At 74.5% G+C, this 16,660-nt stretch carries 18 protein-coding genes; 8 read left to right on the top strand and 10 right to left on the bottom strand.

Features of this window, described 5'->3' with window-relative positions; translation table 11 throughout:
- Positions 1 to 130 precede the first annotated feature (130 nt).
- From BLASA_RS17390 to BLASA_RS17400, 3 genes are read right to left on the bottom strand one after another with little or no spacing between them, the layout of a single operon-like run.
- The gene (locus BLASA_RS17390; RefSeq protein WP_014377527.1) at positions 131 to 757 is read right to left on the bottom strand and encodes an AAA family ATPase; all 627 of its coding nucleotides are present in this window, start codon (positions 755 to 757) and stop codon (positions 131 to 133) included.
- On the bottom strand, positions 745 to 1,275 hold the full coding sequence (locus BLASA_RS17395; RefSeq protein ID WP_041776666.1) for a GNAT family N-acetyltransferase: 531 nt from the start codon (positions 1,273 to 1,275) through the stop codon (positions 745 to 747). The genes BLASA_RS17390 and BLASA_RS17395 overlap by 13 nt, the downstream gene beginning before the upstream one ends.
- Positions 1,259 to 2,299, bottom strand: coding sequence for a thiamine-phosphate kinase (locus tag BLASA_RS17400; RefSeq protein ID WP_014377529.1), 1,041 nt, complete (start codon positions 2,297 to 2,299; stop codon positions 1,259 to 1,261). Before BLASA_RS17400 ends, BLASA_RS17395 begins: the two co-directional genes overlap by 17 nt.
- A 92-nt stretch (positions 2,300 to 2,391) precedes the next feature.
- Between BLASA_RS17400 and BLASA_RS17405 the strand changes: the two genes are divergently transcribed.
- Both BLASA_RS17405 and BLASA_RS17410 read left to right on the top strand, forming a co-directional pair.
- Positions 2,392 to 2,625: an Lrp/AsnC ligand binding domain-containing protein gene (locus BLASA_RS17405; protein WP_014377530.1), complete on the top strand. Its 234-nt coding sequence runs from the start codon at positions 2,392 to 2,394 to the stop codon at positions 2,623 to 2,625.
- 11 nt (positions 2,626 to 2,636) lie between these two features.
- Complete coding sequence (locus tag BLASA_RS17410) at positions 2,637 to 3,200, top strand: DUF3515 domain-containing protein (RefSeq protein WP_014377531.1); 564 nt, start codon at positions 2,637 to 2,639, stop codon at positions 3,198 to 3,200.
- 35 nt (positions 3,201 to 3,235) lie between these two features.
- Here the strand turns inward: BLASA_RS17410 and BLASA_RS17415 are convergent, their stop codons facing one another.
- Positions 3,236 to 3,853: a hypothetical protein gene (locus BLASA_RS17415; protein ID WP_166486577.1), complete on the bottom strand. Its 618-nt coding sequence runs from the start codon at positions 3,851 to 3,853 to the stop codon at positions 3,236 to 3,238.
- 68 nt (positions 3,854 to 3,921) lie between these two features.
- The gene (locus BLASA_RS17420) at positions 3,922 to 5,058 is read right to left on the bottom strand and encodes a D-alanine--D-alanine ligase family protein (protein ID WP_014377533.1); all 1,137 of its coding nucleotides are present in this window, start codon (positions 5,056 to 5,058) and stop codon (positions 3,922 to 3,924) included.
- A 97-nt stretch (positions 5,059 to 5,155) separates the two neighbouring features.
- Here BLASA_RS17420 and BLASA_RS17425 point away from each other — a divergent pair, with 97 nt between their 5' ends.
- Entirely contained in the window at positions 5,156 to 5,944 is a 789-nt protein-coding gene (locus BLASA_RS17425; protein WP_014377534.1) for a CDP-alcohol phosphatidyltransferase family protein, read from the top strand.
- Here BLASA_RS17425 and BLASA_RS17430 read toward each other — a convergent pair.
- Genes BLASA_RS17430 through BLASA_RS17440 form a run of 3 tightly spaced genes read right to left on the bottom strand, consistent with a single transcriptional unit; the run spans position 5,915 to position 8,873 of the window.
- Complete coding sequence (locus BLASA_RS17430; protein WP_231839486.1) at positions 5,915 to 7,057, bottom strand: cystathionine gamma-lyase; 1,143 nt, start codon at positions 7,055 to 7,057, stop codon at positions 5,915 to 5,917. The genes BLASA_RS17425 and BLASA_RS17430 overlap by 30 nt on opposite strands.
- An 8-nt stretch (positions 7,058 to 7,065) precedes the next feature.
- Positions 7,066 to 8,061, bottom strand: coding sequence for an NAD(P)H-dependent glycerol-3-phosphate dehydrogenase (locus BLASA_RS17435; protein ID WP_014377536.1), 996 nt, complete (start codon positions 8,059 to 8,061; stop codon positions 7,066 to 7,068).
- The gene (locus BLASA_RS17440; RefSeq protein WP_014377537.1) at positions 8,058 to 8,873 is read right to left on the bottom strand and encodes a lysophospholipid acyltransferase family protein; all 816 of its coding nucleotides are present in this window, start codon (positions 8,871 to 8,873) and stop codon (positions 8,058 to 8,060) included. The genes BLASA_RS17435 and BLASA_RS17440 overlap by 4 nt, the downstream gene beginning before the upstream one ends.
- A 114-nt stretch (positions 8,874 to 8,987) precedes the next feature.
- Here BLASA_RS17440 and cofC point away from each other — a divergent pair, with 114 nt between their 5' ends.
- Genes cofC through BLASA_RS17455 form a run of 3 tightly spaced genes read left to right on the top strand, consistent with a single transcriptional unit; the run spans position 8,988 to position 12,616 of the window.
- The gene (gene cofC / locus BLASA_RS17445) at positions 8,988 to 9,635 is read left to right on the top strand and encodes a 2-phospho-L-lactate guanylyltransferase (protein WP_014377538.1); all 648 of its coding nucleotides are present in this window, start codon (positions 8,988 to 8,990) and stop codon (positions 9,633 to 9,635) included.
- A gap of 4 nt (positions 9,636 to 9,639) precedes the next feature.
- Positions 9,640 to 11,712 (top strand): RNA degradosome polyphosphate kinase, encoded by a 2,073-nt coding sequence (locus BLASA_RS17450; RefSeq protein WP_041776670.1) that lies wholly within the window; start codon positions 9,640 to 9,642, stop codon positions 11,710 to 11,712.
- Positions 11,696 to 12,616 carry an NUDIX hydrolase gene (locus tag BLASA_RS17455; protein WP_041775828.1) on the top strand — a complete coding sequence of 307 codons (921 nt, stop codon included), beginning with the start codon at positions 11,696 to 11,698 and terminating at the stop codon, positions 12,614 to 12,616. Before BLASA_RS17450 ends, BLASA_RS17455 begins: the two co-directional genes overlap by 17 nt.
- Before the next feature lie 74 nt (positions 12,617 to 12,690).
- Here BLASA_RS17455 and leuD read toward each other — a convergent pair whose 3' ends face one another.
- Complete coding sequence (gene leuD / locus BLASA_RS17460; protein ID WP_014377541.1) at positions 12,691 to 13,290, bottom strand: 3-isopropylmalate dehydratase small subunit; 600 nt, start codon at positions 13,288 to 13,290, stop codon at positions 12,691 to 12,693.
- A 3-nt stretch (positions 13,291 to 13,293) separates the two neighbouring features.
- Positions 13,294 to 14,700: a 3-isopropylmalate dehydratase large subunit gene (gene leuC / locus BLASA_RS17465; RefSeq protein ID WP_014377542.1), complete on the bottom strand. Its 1,407-nt coding sequence runs from the start codon at positions 14,698 to 14,700 to the stop codon at positions 13,294 to 13,296.
- A 73-nt stretch (positions 14,701 to 14,773) separates the two neighbouring features.
- On the opposite strand from leuC, the gene BLASA_RS17470 reads away from it, so the two are divergent.
- Both BLASA_RS17470 and BLASA_RS17475 read left to right on the top strand, forming a co-directional pair.
- The gene (locus BLASA_RS17470) at positions 14,774 to 15,475 is read left to right on the top strand and encodes an IclR family transcriptional regulator (protein ID WP_041775829.1); all 702 of its coding nucleotides are present in this window, start codon (positions 14,774 to 14,776) and stop codon (positions 15,473 to 15,475) included.
- Between the two features lie 83 nt (positions 15,476 to 15,558).
- Positions 15,559 to 16,659, top strand: coding sequence for a sulfite oxidase (locus BLASA_RS17475; RefSeq protein ID WP_014377544.1), 1,101 nt, complete (start codon positions 15,559 to 15,561; stop codon positions 16,657 to 16,659).
- The last annotated feature ends 1 nt before the right edge of the window (position 16,660 follow it).

The raw sequence follows: 16,660 nt of genomic DNA on the forward strand, positions 1-16,660 counted from the left end.
CCAGCTGAACTGCCGACGAACCCCGGAGGTCATCGACCTCCGGGGTTCGTCGTGTGCGCGGCGATCGTCCCGCGCCTCCCGCAGGGCGGGCAGCGCCGCGACGTCGCGCCCGGCGCCGGCCGCGGACGGATCACCGACCGATGCCGCGCCCGCGCGCCGCCGTCACCACGAGCTGCACGACCGTCTCGACCGGCAGCTCGGTGCTGTCCACCACCAGGTGGTAGTGGCCGGCCGCGGCGGGGTCGGCCCGGTAGAAGTGCCGCACGTAGGCCTCCCGCCCGCGGTCGGTCACCGCCATCTCCCGCGCCACCTCCTCGCGCGGTCGGCCCGACCGCGCCACCGCCGCCGACAGCCGGCGCTCCCGGGAGCCGTCGAGCCGCACGTGCAGCGCATCGGTCCGGCCGCGCAGGACCATCGCCGCGGCCCGCCCGAGCACGACGCCGCCGTCGCCCGCGGCGAGCTCGGCGAGCACCCGCTCGGTCTGCTCCCGGTAGGCCCGGGCGTCCGGCAGCGGCGCGCCCGGTACCACCCCGCCCACGGGGTCGGGCATGGTCCCGAGCGAGGCGACGAGCCGCCACAGCCCGCGGACGACGGTCTCGTCGTTGGCCTCGGCCTCGGCCACCGGCACACCCAGCCGGCCGGCCACCTGCGCCGGGATCGCCCGGTCGTGGAACGGCAGCCCCAGCTGCTCGGCGACGGCCGGGGCGATCTCCGCGCCCGCGGCACCGTAGGGGGCGGAGATGGTCACGATGCCCACGTCGACTCCTCGCCGTGCGTCAGGGCTGCCAGCTCCTTGCCGAGGAACACGGCCTCCGGCGAGCACGCGTACACCCCGAACCCGGGGACGGGAACGTAGCCCAGGTCGGCGTAGAGAGCGACGGCCTCCGGCTGCCTCCGGCCGGTGTTGAGCACCACCGACCGGTGCCCGGCACGTGCGGCGGAGCACTCGAGCTCGGCCATGATCGCCTGCGCGAGGCCGCGCCGGCGGAACCCAGCCGCCACGTAGACCCGCTTGATCTCCACCCCGCCGGGTGGGTGGACCCGCCACGCGCCGCACCCCGCGGGCGCGCCGTCCAGCTCGGCGACGAGGAAGAGGCCCGCCGGCGGCCGGAACTCCGCCGGGTCGACGACGGCCTCGTCCCGGCCGCCGTACCGCGCCACGTACTCCTGCTGGACCGCCTCGACCAGGGTCCGCGCGAGCGGGTCGTCGTAGGGAACGGCCCGCAGCCGGGCCACCGACCCGTCCGGCAGCACCCGCTCAGCCGAAGTGGACATGGCCCCCCCGCTCCGCCCCGACGGCACGCAGCGCCTCCTCCGCGGCCTCGCCGTTCACCCGCACACCGGCCCCCCGCTTCCCGGGGCGCACGGTGCCGATGGGGACCCAGCCCTCCGGGAGGATGGCCTTGCGGGGGAAGGTCGCGAGCAGCGCGTGGTCCTCACCACCACTGAGCACCCACGCCATCGGGTCGACCCCGAGGGCCGAGCCCACCTGCTGCAGCGGCCCGACCGGTTCCAGGCAGGCCTGCTCCAGGGCGGCGCGGTCGAGGTCGATCAGCACGCCGCTGTCCCGGGCGAGATGTCCGGCGTCGGCCACCAGGCCGTCGCTCACGTCGCACATCGCGGTGGCGCCCGCGTCGGCCGCCGCCGGACCCGCCGCGTAGGGCGGGGTCGGCCGGCGGTGCGCGGTCACGACGGCCAGCGGGCTGGCGAAACCGCGGCGCAGGACCGCGAGCCCGGCCGCCGACCAACCCAGCCGCCCGGCCAGCGCCACGACGTCGCCCGGCCGGGCCCCCGAGCGCAGCACCGGCGCCCGCCCGCCCAGGTCGCCGAGCGCGGTCACCGACAGCACGACACCGGCGCTGTCCGCCGCGGCGGCCACCGTGTCGCCACCGACCACCGCGGCACCCATCGGCGCGCACTCGTCGGCCAGCCCGGTGGCGACCCCCTCCAGCCAGCTGGTGGGGGTGTCCGGTGGGCACGCCAGCCCCACGACCAGTGCCGTGGTGGTCGCGCCCATCGCCGCGACGTCGGCCAGGTTCGCCGCCGCCGCCTTGTGCCCGACGTCCTCGGCCGACGACCAGTCCCGCCGGAAGTGCCGCCCCTCCACCAGCACGTCGGTGGTGACGACGACGCGCTGGTCCGGCGCCCGGAGCACGGCCGCATCGTCCCCGGGCCCCACCTCCGCGGCTGCCGCGGTCCCCGACCGGGCCAGCACCCGGGAGATGACGCCGAACTCGCCGACGACCCGGACGCTGTCGGCCGGATCACCGCGTGGGACCAGCGGGCGGGGTCGGCTCATCGGTGCTCTCCAGTTCCTGCGGTAGGTTGCCGACGAGTCCGCCAGCCGGCGGGGACGACGTCTCGGCACTGTTGCCGGAGGAAGGATCTCCCGTGGTCCACGCCTACATCCTCATCCAGACCGAGGTCGGCAAGGCCGCCCAGGTCGCCTCGACGATCAGCGAGATCAGCGGCGTCACCAAGGCCGAGGACGTCACCGGCCCGTACGACGTGATCGTCCGCGCCGAGGCGGAGACCGTGGACGACCTGGGTCGCCTGGTCGTCGCGCGCGTGCAGTCGGTCGACGGGATCACCCGCACCCTGACGTGCCCGGTCGTCAACATCTGAGCGGGTCCCCCGTGGACCCGCTCCGCCGGGCCGCGCTCCTGATCACGGCGATCACCGTGCCGGTGGTCATCGCGCTCATCGTGCTGGTCAACGTGGTCGGCGACCGTGCCGAGGAGAGCTCGGCCGCCGGCCCGGCGGAGATCGACGGGGTCGCCCCCGTCCGGCCCGAGGACCTCCCGGTGCTGCCGCTGGACACCCCGCCGGTCACCCCCGAGGCCGAGGCCTCGTGCCCGGCGCTCATGTCCGACCTGCCGCTGGAGCTGGCCGGCGAACCCTCCCGCCGGGTGCAGTCGGACACCCCGTACGTCTACGCCTGGGGTGACCCACCGGTGGTGCTGACCTGCGGCGTCGAGCGCCCCGCCGGCTGGACGGTCGGGGCCTCGGCCATCCAGATCAACGGCGTGCAGTGGCACGTGGACACCAGCGATCCGGACACCACGGTGTGGACGGCGGTCGACCGGCCGGTCTACGTGGAGGTGCGGCTCCCGGCCGACGTCGACAGCGCTCCGGTCACCGCCCTCACCATCCCGCTCGCCGAGGCGCTCCCCTACCAGGAGCCACGCCCCGCCCCCTGAGCGCCGCACCCGGCCGTTCCCTGCCCGACCGGGGGTCATGCCGGGGGCAGCAGTGCCAGCTGCGTGTCCAGCACGGCGCCGACCTCCCGGACGGCGTCGTCGGCCGTCTCGGCCACGGCCGTGACCGACACGCTGAAGACGCCGTGCCAGCACCACGCGAATGCGGCGGGATCGGTGAGGCCGGCCTGCGGCACGGGAGCGTCCACCGTGAGCAGCCGGCAGTTCCCGGGCAGCTCCGGCGGGTCCTCGCTCAGCGTGCCGCCGTAGAGCTCGGCATCGTTGCGCGCCAGGTCCTCGGCGTAGGCCCGCGCCCCGGACCGTTGCTGGAACTGGTCGACGAAGAGCCCCGTCATCGGGCCGGACTCCCGGCCCCAGAAGCGTTCCCAGCCGAACCGGTAGCCGTAGCTCGCGAGCACGGCCCGCTCGCGCGCCGGATCGGGGGCGTAGCCGGCGACGTCCTCCAGCCGCTTGGCCCCTGCCGGCGGCTCCACCTCGTCATCGGGCAGCCGCGGCAGCCCCGAGGGCACCACGGCCACCAGCAGCTGCTCGAGCTCGGCCGGGGTGGTCGGCCGGTCCGACGGTGCGGCGGCCGTCGGCACGCCGTCGACCGTGCGTCCGCAGCCGGGCACGAGGGACACGGCGGCGAGGAGCACCGGGACGAGGACAGCGAGCCGGGAGGGTGCGGCGGGCGCGCCCCCGCGGGAGGCCGGCCGCCACGGGGTCACCGGCCCGGGCGGGCGCCGTCGGCCAGCGCCCCCGCCACCAGCCGGTCCACCAGCTCGGCGAAGTCCACGCCGGTGGCCGCCCACATGCGGGCGAACATCGAGATCGGGGTGAACCCGGGCATGGTGTTCACCTCGTTGATCACCAGCCGGTCCTCGCCGTCCGGACCCGTCCCGAGGAAGAAGTCGACCCGGGCCAGGCCACGGCAGTCCAGCGCCAGGTAGGCCCGCCGGGCGGCGTCCTGCACGGCGGCCATCCGGTCGGCCGAGAGGTCGGCGGGGATGTCGAACTCGGCGGCGTCGTCGAGGTACTTCGCGGCGAAGTCGTACCAGTCGACGCCGGGGCGCAACCGGATCTCGGCGGGCAGGCTCGCCTCGGGGAGCCCCGACCCTCGTGCGGCCAGCACACCGCACTCGACCTCCCGGCCGGGGATCGCCGCCTCGACGATCACCTTCGGATCGACCGCGGCGGCCTCGGCGACCGCGGCGGGGAACTGCGCCCAGTCGGTGACCTTCGTGATGCCGATGCTGGACCCGGCCCGGGCCGGCTTGACGAAGACCGGCAGGCCGAGCCGCTCGCGCGCGGCCTCGTCGAGGACGGTGGGATCGGCGCAGACCGCCCCGTGCGCGTCCCGGAGGACGACGTGCGGCCCCTGGGGCAGGCCGGCGGCGGCCAGCAGCTTCTTGGTGAACTCCTTGTCCATCGACGCGGCGCTGGCGAACACGCCCGACCCCACGTAGGGCAGGCCGGTCATCTCCAGCAGCCCCTGGACGGTGCCGTCCTCGCCGAAGGCGCCGTGCAGGACCGGGAAGACCACGTCGACCTCGGTGAGCACCCGCCCGACGGCCGCACCGGCCTCCAGCACGGCCAGCCCCCGGGCCTCCGGGTCGCCGACCAGGGAGACCGCCGTGCCCCCGGTGACCTCGGGGAGGCCGCCGTCGGTGATGGTGAGCTGCTGGCCGGGGTCGGGCAGCACCCAGCGGCCGTCCCGCGCGATGCCCACCGGGACGACCTCGTACCGCTCGGGGTCCAGCGCGGCCATCACGCTGCCGGCCGACACGCAGGAGATCGCGTGCTCCTCGCTGCGCCCGCCGAAGACGACCGCCACACGCACCTTGCCCGCCTGTCCGCTCATTGCCGCGACCCTAACCGAGGGCTCCTGCACCGCCCTGGCGCGACGTCGGCACACCCGTCACCCCACCTCCCACTCCGCGGTGTGGCAGCCTCGTCGCGTGCACGAGAACGCGGCCGGCACGGCGGCCACCACCGACGCGGACGCGGGGTTCTCCCGTCGGCTGCGGCTGGCCGGTGCCGCGGTGCACCTCTACACCGCCAGCGGATCGGTGCTCGGGCTGCTCATGGTGCTGGCGGCGATCGAGGGCGACGTGGTCACCGCGCTGTGGCTCGTACTGGCCACGCTGGTCATCGACGGGACCGACGGCATGCTGGCCCGCCGCACCAGGGTCAAGCAGACGATCCCCTGGTTCGACGGCGCCCGCATGGACGACATCGTCGACTACCTGACCTACGTGTTCGCGCCCGTGGTCCTGCTCTGGACGACCGACCGGCTGCCCGGCGGCCCCCTGGGCTGGGTGGTGGCCGCGCTGCCGCTGCTCGCCTCGTGCTACCAGTTCTGCCGGACCGACGCGAAGACCGAGGACCACTACTTCCTCGGGTTCCCGAGCTACTGGAACGTGGTCGCGTTCTACCTGATCGTGCTGGACGTCGGGACCACCGGCGCCGCCGTGACGCTGGTCGTCCTGACCGTGCTGGTGTTCGTGCCGGTCAAGTACGTCTACCCGTCCCGCACCCGGACGCTGCGCAGCCTCAACCTGGCGCTCGCCGCCGTCTGGCTGGTCTCCTACGCGGTCCTGCTGGTCCAGTACCCGGATCCGCATCCCGTGGTCGTCGTCCTGAGCCTGGGCTACCTCGGCTACTACGCCGCCGTGAGCGTGTGGCTCACGGTGGCCGGCGCCCGCCGCCGGGCCGGGTCAGCCCAGAGCGTCGAGCGCGCCGGCTAGGTCGGCGACCAGGTCGGCGGTGTCCTCGATGCCGCACGAGAACCGGACGAATCCGGCCGGCACGTCGTCGCCACCCCATTGCGCCCGCCGGTCGACGGTGCTGTGCACCCCGCCGAAGCTGGTCGCCGCCGCCCACAGCCGGCTGGCGCCCAGCAGCCCGGAGACGGCCACCTCGTCGGCCAGCTCCGCCGACACGACTCCGTTGGGCCGCAGCATCTGCACCGACGCCAGTGCGAACGACGGGTCACCGGCGCGCCACGGCCAGCGCAGGTTCGTGACGGCGGGATGCCCGGCGAGCACCTCCACGACGGCCGCGGCGTTGGCCGCCTGGCGGGCCAACCGCAGGTCCAGCGTGCTCATCGACCGGTGGCCCAGCCACGCCTCGAACGGGCCCGGCGTGCTGCCGGTGCGGTCGCGGAAGCCCTTCAGCTGCGCGTACAGGTCGTCGTCGGTCACGGTCACGTGCCCCAGCAGCACGTCGCTGTGCCCGGTCAGCGCCTTGGTGTCGCTGCCCACCGTGAGGTCGGCGCCGAGGGCGAGCGGCCGCTGTCCCAGGGGCGTCGCCGTGGTGTTGTCGACGGCGACCAGCGCACCGGCCGCGTGGGCCGCGTCGGCGACCGCGGCGATGTCGCAGACGTCGAGCTGCGGGTTGCTCGGCGTCTCCAGCAGGACCAGGCGCGCGCCGGCCAGGCCGCCCTCGGCGGCGACCCGCCCGATCTCCGGAGTGGGCACGTACCGGACGTCGATGCCGAACCGGGCCAGCTCCTCGGCGGCCAGCAACCGGGTCGTGTAGTAGCCGTCCGACGGCAGCACGATCCGGTCCCCGCTACGGGCGCAGGCGAGGACGGCGGCGGTCAGCGCCGCCATCCCCGTGGCGAAGGACAGGCACCGGCCGCCGTCCAGCGCACCGACGGCGTCCTCGAAGTGCCGGAACGTCGGGTGCTCTGTCCGGGCGTAGGCGTCCACCCCGCCGGCCCGCGGCGGCTGGTCGCCGAGGTGGAACGGTGCGGCGAACACCGGCGACGGCCGCAGCGGCGCCCCCGGCACCGCCGGGTCCTCACCGGCCCGGACGGCCCGCGTCCCGTCGCCGTAACCGGCCAGCTCGCCACTCACTGCACCCCTCATTCCGGCTTCGCCTCCCGCGACATGATCTCCCGCACCATCCGGCCCGGGGCCTCCCCCTCGTGGCACACCCGCACGACCGCCTCGGTGATCGGCACGTCGATGCCGTGCGCCCGGGCCAGGTCGAGCACCGACCGGCAGCTCTTCACCCCCTCGGCGGTCTGCCGGGTGCTCTGCTGCACCTCCTCGACCGTCATCCCGCGGCCGAGCTTCTCGCCGAAGGTGCGGTTGCGGGACAGCGGCGAGCTGCAGGTGGCCACCAGGTCGCCGAGCCCGGCCAGGCCGGCGAACGTGGTCAGCTCCGCGCCCAGCGCCAGGCCCAGGCGCGCGGTCTCGGCCAGGCCCCGGGTCATCAGCGACGCCCGGGTGTTGTCCCCGAACCCGAGCCCCTCGGCGATGCCGCAGGCCAGCGCGATGACGTTCTTCACGGCGCCGCCGAGCTCGCAGCCGACCACGTCGGGATTGGTGTAGGGCCGGAAGTAGCGGGTGTGGCAGGCGGCCTGGAGCACGGCCGCGCGGTCGGCATCGGAGCACGCGATGACCGTGGCGGCCGGCTGCTCCTCGGCGATCTCCCGCGCCAGGTTCGGCCCGCTCAGCGCCGCCACCCGCTCCGGCCCGGCCCCGGTCACCTCGCAGATGACCTCGCTCATGCGCTTCGTGCTGCCGAGCTCGATGCCCTTCATCAGCGACAGCAGCGTCGCGTCCGGCGGCAGCAGGTCGCGCCAGGAGGCCAGGTTGTCCCGCAGCGACTGCGACGGGACCGCCAGCACCACGACCTGGGCGTCCAGCAGCGCCTCACCCGGGTCGGCGGTCGCCCGCAGCCGCTCCGGCAGCCGGACACCGGGCAGGTAGTCCCGGTTCTCGCCGTCCTCGGTGATCGCCTTGGCCAGCTCCGCCCGCCGCGCGTGGAGGACGACCTCGCAGCCGGCGTCGGCGAGGACCTTGGCGAACGTCGTCCCCCAGGAGCCGGCACCGAGCACCGCGGCCCGCGTCACGCCGCGCTCCCCGGGACGCCGTGGGGACGGTCCTGCCCGGGCCCCGGGTGGAACGTCGCCGGCGCCGGTTCGCCCCGCAGCTCGGCCAGCTGGTCGCGCACCCTCGACATCATCAGGTCCGTCACCTCCCGCAACAGCTCACCGTCCAGCGGGCGGCCCGCCCGCACCTCTGCCCGGCGGGCGGAGAGGTCGATCGGCTCACCGACGAGGTGGTCGGTGGGCGTGCGTACCCGCAGGTGCAGCTTCTCGGCGTGGTAGTCGTGCACCCGCTGCGGCCCCCACTGCGCCACCGGGAGGACGACGGCGTCGGTGGTCAGGGCGAGGTGCGCGGCGCCGGTCCGGGCCCGCATGGGCCACCAGCCGGGATCGCGGGTGACCGAGCCCTCGGGGTAGATGACCACGAGGCCGCCGGCCCGCAGGTCCTCCTCGGCGGCGTCCAGGGACCCCCGGGCGGCACTGGAGTACCGCGCCACCGGGATCTGGCCCGCCGACCGCAGGATCGTCCCGGCCGGCCCGCGGAAGACCGCCTCCTTGGCCAGGAAGTGCGGGATGCGGCCGTGGTCGAAGACCAGCCGGGCGCAGGCCAGCGGGTCGAGCACCGACACGTGGTTGACCACCAGGAGCACCGGCCCGCGCACCGGGATGCGTTCACCGTGCCGGTACCGCAGCCGGAACAGCAGCGCGGACACCGGGTAGATCACCAGGATGCACAGCCACAGGGCGGAGGAGATGGGCCCGCGGGTGGCCCACCTGCCCGGGCGGCGGCCACCGGGCCGGCCCGCACGCGAGCCACGCGAGAACATCTGCGGCATCGGCCGGCCTCCCCTCTCCTGCGAGCCAGCCCATGATCGACCCGTCCCGCTGCTCCCGGTGCACCGGGTCCCGGCCGGCCGGGCCTCCGGCACCGGTGTGCTCACATTGTCGCCGTGTCCAGCTGGTCGGTCGTGGTCCCGGCGAAGCGGCTCGCCGTGGCGAAGACGCGGCTGCAGCCGCTCACCGGCGCTCCCGGCGGGGACCACGGCGCCCTGGTGCTCGCCCTGCTCGGCGACACGGTCGCGGCCGCGCTGGCCTGCCCACGGGTGGGTTCGGTCGTCGTCGTCACCGACGAGCCGGCGGCCGCCGACCTGGTGCAGGGCCTCGGCGCGCGCCCCGTTCCCGACCGGCCCGACCGCGGGTTGAACCCGGCGCTCGAGCACGGCGCCGGGCTGGCCGACGGCCCCGCCGTGGCGGCGCTCTCCTCCGACCTGCCCGCCCTGCGGCCGGACGAGCTCGCCGCGGCCCTGACGGCCGCGGAGGCCTCGCCCCGCTGCTTCGTCGCCGACCGGCAGGGCACCGGGACCACCCTGCTCACCGCCGTCGGCACCGCGCTGCGCCCCCGGTTCGGCCGCGGCTCGGCGCGGGAGCACCGGAGCGGCGGCGCGGTGCCGTTGACGGGCGCCTGGCCGGGGCTGCTGCGCGACGTCGACACCCCCGCCGACCTGCGGGCGGCCCTGGAACTGGGCGTCGGACCCAGGACCACCGCGCTGGTGCGGCGGTCGCCGACTCTCGCCCTCGCCCTGGGTGCGGCACGATGACCAGGTGCCCAGCGAGAGCGCGTCCCCGACCAGCGACCTGCCCGCCGACCGATACCTGAACCGCGAACTGTCCTGGCTGGACTTCAACGCCCGGGTGCTCGAGCTCGCCGAGGACGACTCGCTGCCCCTGCTGGAACGGGTCGAGTTCCTCGCGATCTTCGCCAGCAACCTCGACGAGTTCTTCATGGTCCGCATCGCCGGGCTGAAGCGCCGGCAGAGCACCGGCCTCACCGTCCGCTCGCCCGACGGGCTGACCATCCGCGAGCAGCTCGAGCGGGTGACCACGCGGACCCAGGAACTCGTCCAGCGGCACTCCGACGTCTTCAACAAGGACGTGCTGCCCCGGCTGGAGGAGACCGGCATCCGGATCGTCCACTGGGAGGACCTGCAGGACGACGCCGCCCGGCGGCTGCGGGACTACTTCCGCGACCAGGTGTTCCCGGTGCTCACGCCGCTGGCCGTCGATCCGGCGCACCCCTTCCCCTACATCAGCGGGCTGTCGCTGAACCTCGCCGTGTCGGTGCGCGACCCCGACACGAACGCCCCCCGCTTCGCGCGGCTCAAGGTGCCGAACAACGTGCCCCGGTTCGTCCGGGTCGCCTCGCAGGACGACACGGCGACCTTCCTGCCGCTCGAGGACCTGATCGCCGCCCACCTGGCTCAGCTGTTCCCGGGCCTGGAGGTGCTCGACCACCACTTCTTCCGGGTCACCCGGAACGCCGACATGGAGGTGGAGGAGGACCGGGACGAGGACCTGCTGCAGGCGCTGGAGCGCGAGCTCGCCCGGCGCCGCTTCGGCCCGGCGGTGCGCCTCGAGGTGGGCGAGCCGATGGACCCCCGCATCCTCGAGGTCCTCATGTCGGAGCTGGAGGTCTCCCCCTCGGACGTGGTCCACGTGCCGGGGCTGCTCGACCTGGCCTCGCTGCTCGCCCTCTACGACCTCGACCGCCCCGAGCTCAAGGACGAGCCGTTCGTGCCGGCGACGCACCCGCGGTTGAGCGAGGGCGAGACCCCCAAGAGCGTGTTCGCCACGCTGCGCGAGGGCGACGTCCTGCTGCACCACCCGTACCACTCGTTTGCCACGAGCGTGCAGCGCTTCATCGAGCAGGCCGCCGCCGACCCCAACGTGCTGGCCATCAAGCAGACCCTCTACCGGACCTCCGGCGACTCGCCCATCGTCAACGCGCTCATCGAGGCGGCGGAGGCGGGCAAGCAGGTCGTCGTCCTCGTGGAGATCAAGGCACGCTTCGACGAGGAGGCCAACATCACCTGGGCCCGGTCGCTGGAGCGGGCCGGCTGCCACGTCGTCTACGGCCTGGTGGGGCTCAAGACCCACTGCAAGACGGCGCTCGTGGTGCGGCGCGAGCAGGGCGTGATCCGGCGGTACTGCCACATCGGCACGGGCAACTACAACCCCAAGACCGCGCGCATCTACGAGGACCTCGGCATCCTCACCGCCGACCCGCGGGTGGGCGCCGACCTCACCGACCTGTTCAACACGCTCACCGGCTACTCCCGCCAGACCAACTACCGCACCCTCATGGTCGCCCCGCACGGCATTCGCAACGGGCTGCTCGAGAAGATCCGGCGCGAGGCCCGGCACGCGGCCGAGGGACGCCCCTCGGGCATCCGGATCAAGGCCAACTCGATCGTCGACGAGCGCCTGATCGATGCCCTCTACGAGGCGTCGCGGGCCGGCGTCCCGGTGGAGCTGTTCGTCCGCGGGATCTGCGCGCTCCGGCCCGGCGTCCCGGGGCTGTCGGAGACCATCCGGGTGCGCTCCATCGTCGGCCGGTTCCTCGAGCACTCGCGGGTCATCTCGTTCCACAACAGCGGCGATCCCGAGTGGTGGATCGGCAGCGCCGACCTCATGCACCGCAACCTGGACCGCCGCGTCGAGGTGCTGCTGAGGGTCTGCGACGAAACCCTGCGTACCCAGCTGGAGGAGTCGCTGTCCCCCGCCATGGCCCCGGGGGTGCGCAGCTGGGAGCTGCGCAGCGACGGGCAGTGGGAACGGCTGGAGGGGCGCGACTACCAGGCCGAGCTGATGCGCCGGATCCATGAGCTCGCCGGCTGAGCCGCCGGTGATCGCCGCCGCGGGCGGGATCGTGTGGCGCCCGGCCGACGACGGCGGCACTGAGATCGCGGTGGTCCACCGCGCCCGCTACGACGACTGGTCGCTCCCCAAGGGCAAGCTGGACCGGGGTGAGCACGCGCTCGGTGCGGCGCACCGCGAGGTGGTGGAGGAGACCGGCCTGGACGTGGTCGCCGGACGCCGCGGGCTCACCACCCGGTACGCCGTGGACGGGGCCGCGAAGCGGGTCGACTACTGGCTCATGCGCTGCGTGGGCGGCAGCTTCGTGGCCAACGACGAGGTCGACGAGTTGCGCTGGCTGCCGGCCGACGAGGCCGCAGGGCTGTGCAGCCACGACCACGACCGGCAGGTCATGGCCGACGCAGCCCGCGCCGACGTCCCGCGGGAGGTGGACCTGCTCCTCGTGCGGCACGGTCGCGCCGGCCACCGGCACGAGTTCGAGGGCCCCGACGAGCTCCGGCCGCTGGACGCCAAGGGACGGCGGCAGGCGCAGCGCCTGGCCGCGGCGCTCCCGCTGTTCGGTCCGACCACCGTGGCCGCCGCCGGGAGGGTGCGCTGCCGGCAGACGGTGGCGCCCCTGGCCGCGTCCCTCGCAGTGGAGACCCTGGAGTGGCCCGAGTTCGGCGAGCAGGAGTTCTCCAGCGACCCGGAGCGGGCCCTGACGGCGGTGCACCGGCTGCTGGCCGGCCCGGGCGTCACCGTGGTCTGCAGCCAGGGCGCAGCCATCCCGTCGCTGCTGCAGGCGCTCGGCGTGCACGGCCACGGCGTGCCAGGCCTGCTGCCGCCGGCCGCCAAGGGCAGCACGTGGGCCCTCGGCGGCCGGCCGGGCGCGCTGGTCGCCGACTACTACCGCGACTTCGACCCCGACCCCGACGCCCCGTCATAGGCAGAGGAACCTATGCACACGGTTTCGCGACGGAATCCACATGCACAGGTTCCTCTGCCCGGGGATGGGCGAGGTCAGCGCGCGGGGATCGCCTCCGGCAGCCAGGCCGGACGGCGGGCCTCGAAGGTCTCGACGTCGTCGAGGTGCCGCTCGGTCAGCCCGACGTCGTCCAACCCCTCCAGGAGCCGCCACCGGGTGTAGTCGTCGGCCTCGAACGGGACGGTCGTGTCGCCGTAGGTGACCTCCTTGGCCTGCAGGTCGACGGTGATCTGCGTGCTGGGGTCGGCCTCGATCGCGGCCCACAGCTTCTCGACCTCGGCCTGCGCCATGACCACGGTGAGCAGCCCGGACTTGGTCGAGTTGTTCTTGAAGATGTCGGCGAACCGCGAGGAGATGACCACCCGGAAGCCGCCGTCGAGGAGCGCCCAGACCGCGTGCTCCCGGGAGGACCCGGTGCCGAAGTCCGGGCCGGCGACCAGGACCGAGGCGTCGGCGTACTCGGACTTGTTGAGGACGAAGTCCGGCTCGTTGGTGCGCCAGGCGACGAACAGCCCGTCCTCGAAGCCGGTGCGGGTGATCCGCTTCAGGTACTCGGCCGGGATGATCTGGTCGGTGTCGACGGCGCTGCGGCGCAGCGGCGCCGCGGTACCGGTGTGCGTGGTGAAGGCGTCCATGGCTCAGGCTCCGATCAGGTCGGCGGGGGCGGTCAGGCGGCCGGTGAGTGCGGTGGCCGCGGCCACCGACGGCGACACCAGGTGGGTGCGCCCGCCCTTGCCCTGGCGGCCCTGGAAGTTGCGGTTGCTGGTCGAGGCCGACCGCTCCCCCGGCTTGAGCTGGTCGGGGTTCATGCCCAGGCACATCGAGCACCCGGCGCCGCGCCACTCGGCGCCGGCCTCGACGAACACCTTGTCCAGGCCCTCGGCCTCGGCCTGGCTCTTGACGCCCACCGAGCCGGGGACGACGAGCATCCGGGTGCCCGGGTCGATCTTCTTGCCGCGCAGCAGGTCCGCGGCGACCCGCAGGTCCTCGATCCGGCCGTTGGTGCAGGAGCCGAGGAAGACGGTGTCGACCTCGATCTCGGTCAGCGGGGTGCCGGGGGTCAGGCCCATGTAGGCCAGCGCCTGCTCGGCGGCACGGCGCTCGCCCTCGTCGGCCATCTCGGCGGGGTCGGGCACCCGCTCGCTGATCGGCAGCCCCTGCCCCGGGTTGGTGCCCCAGGTGACGAACGGCATCAGGGACGAGGCGTCCAGCACGACCTCGGCGTCGAAGACCGCGCCCTCGTCGGTGCGCAGCGTCGACCAGTACTCGACCGCGGTGTCCCAGTCGGCGCCCTGCGGGGCGTGCGGCCGGCCCTGCAGGAAGTCGAAGGCGGTCTGGTCGGGGGCGATCAGACCGGCCTTGGCGCCGGCCTCGATCGACATGTTGCAGATGGTCATCCGGGCCTCCATCGACAGCGCCTCGATGGCGTTGCCGCGGTACTCGATGACGTGGCCGGCGGCACCGTTGGTGCCGATCTGCGCGATGACGGCCAGGATGATGTCCTTCGCCGAGACGCCGGGGGCCAGCTCGCCGTCCACGGTGACCGCCATCTGCTTCGGGCGGTACTGCGGCAGCGTCTGGGTGGCGAGCACGTGCTCGACCTCGCTGGTGCCGATGCCGAAGGCCAGCGCCCCGAAGGCGCCGTGGGTGGAGGTGTGGCTGTCGCCGCAGACGATGGTCATCCCCGGCTGCGTCAGCCCGAGCTGCGGGCCGATGACGTGCACGATGCCCTGGTCGCGGTCGCCCATCGGGGCGAGCCGGATGCCGAACTCGGCGGCGTTCTTCCGCAGGGCCTCCACCTGCGCGCGGCTGATCGGGTCGGCGATGGGCGCCAGGATGTCCAGCGTCGGGACGTTGTGGTCCTCGGTGGCCATCGTGAGCTCGGGACGGCGGACCGTGCGCCCGGCGGCCCGGAGGCCGTCGAAGGCCTGCGGGCTGGTGACCTCGTGCACGAGGTGCAGGTCGATGTAGAGCAGGTCGGGCTCGCCGTCGGTGCGGCGCACGACATGCGCGTCGTAGACCTTCTCGGCCAGGGTCTTCGGCACGGTCTCGTCCCCTTCGGGTGACTGGTCGATCCCGGAGTAGCTGTCCCACTCTGCGGGATGCGAGTATTGCTGTGTGGGACAGCCTAACCCGGTAGCGGTCTTGGACAAAGCGGTCTCGATCCTGCACGCCGTCGCGCACGAGCCGGCGACCCTCGCCGAGCTCGTCGCACGCACCGGTCTCCCCCGCGCGACGGCCCACCGGCTGGCCGTCGCGCTCGAGGGTCACCGCCTGGTGCGCCGTACCGACGGCGGCAGCTGGGCCCCCGGCCCGGCGCTCGCGGAGCTGGGGCGCGGTACCGCCGACATCGGCGAGATGGCCGGCCGGCACCTGGTCACCCTGCGCGACGCCACCGGCGAGAGTGCCCAGTTCTACGTGCGCGACGGGGCCACCCGGGTCTGCGTCGCCGCCGCCGAGCGCACCAGCGGCCTGCGGGACACCGTGCCGGTGGGCGCGCGCCTGCCCATGACCGCGGGCTCGGCCGCGCACGCCCTGCTGGCCTTCATGCCCGTGGACGAGGTCAACCGGCTGCTGCCGAACGCCAGCTTCACCGCCCGCACGCTGCTCGACGTCCGCCGGCGCGGCTGGGCACACAGCGTGGCCGAACGCGAGCCCGGGGTGGCTTCGCTGTCGGCGCCGGTGCGTGACGCGACCGGGGCGGTGCTCGGCGCGGTGTCGATCTCCGGCCCGGTGGAGCGGCTGGGCCGCCGGCCCGGCGCCGAGGTCATCGGCGCGGTGCTCGACGCCTCCGCGGCCATCTCCCGCGCGGCACGCTAGCCCCGGGGCGCCGACGACACGACCGCCTGGCGGTGAGCGACGAAGCTCTGGACGTGACCGCGCGACCGGCTGGACACTGACCCATGACCGCCACCGGCAATCGCGGAACGGCCCGTGTCGCCCAGCCCGGCGAGGGCATCGGTCTCGACGAGCTCGCCCTGGCCACCCGCAACCACGGCCTGCCGCTCGAGGCGCTCCGGTACGACGTCACCCCACCGGGCCTGCACTACGTCCTCACCCACTTCGACATCCCCGCCGCCGACCCCGCGTCCTGGGAGCTGCGGATCGACGGCGCCGTCGACCGGCCGCTCACCCTGGGCCTGGACGAGCTCATGCGCCGACCCGCCGTCACCTCTCGCGTCCTGCTCGAGTGCGCCGGAAACGGCCGGGCCCGCCTCGAACCCCGGCCGGTCAGCCAGCCGTGGCTCCTGGAAGCCGTCGGGACGGCGGAGTGGACCGGCACGCCGCTGGCGCCGTTGCTGAGAGAGGCGGGGGTCCACCCCGCCTCCGTCGACGTCGTCTTCACCGGCGCCGACCACGGCGTGGAGCGCGGCGTCGAGCAGGACTACGCCCGCGGGCTGCCGCTGGCCGAGGCGCTGCGTCCGGATGCGCTGCTGGTCTGGGCGATGAACGGGCAGCCGCTCCCGCCGCAGCACGGCGCCCCGCTCCGGCTGGTGCTCCCTGGCTGGTACGGGATGGCGCAGGTGAAGTGGCTGACCAGGATCGACGTCCTGACCGAGCCGTTCACCGGCTACCAGAACGCCACCGCCTACCGGCTGAAGGTGCACGCGGACGACCAGGGCGAGCCGGTCACCCGCATCCGACCGCGCGCCCTGCTGGCCCCGCCGGGCTGGCCCGACTTCATGACCCGGGAACGGTTCGTCCGCGCCGGTGCCGCGCCCTTGTCCGGGCGGGCCTGGTCCGGCCGCGCGGCCATCACGCGGGTCGAGGTCAGCACTGACGGCGGCCGGACCTGGGACGACGCCGTCCTGGCCCCGGCCGACCCCGCCCACCCGTTCAGCTGGCGGGCCTGGACCTACGACTGGACCGCGGCCGCTGGTGTCCACGAGCTGATCGTCCGGGCCACCGACGAGCAGGGCACCCAGCCGGTCGAGCAGGAGTGGAACCGCCAGGGCATGGCGAACAACCTCGTGCAGCGGGTCGCGGTCACGGTCCTGACCTGAC

This window comes from Blastococcus saxobsidens DD2, from assembly GCF_000284015.1.
Classification (GTDB): Bacteria; Actinomycetota; Actinomycetes; order Mycobacteriales; family Geodermatophilaceae; genus Blastococcus; species Blastococcus saxobsidens_A.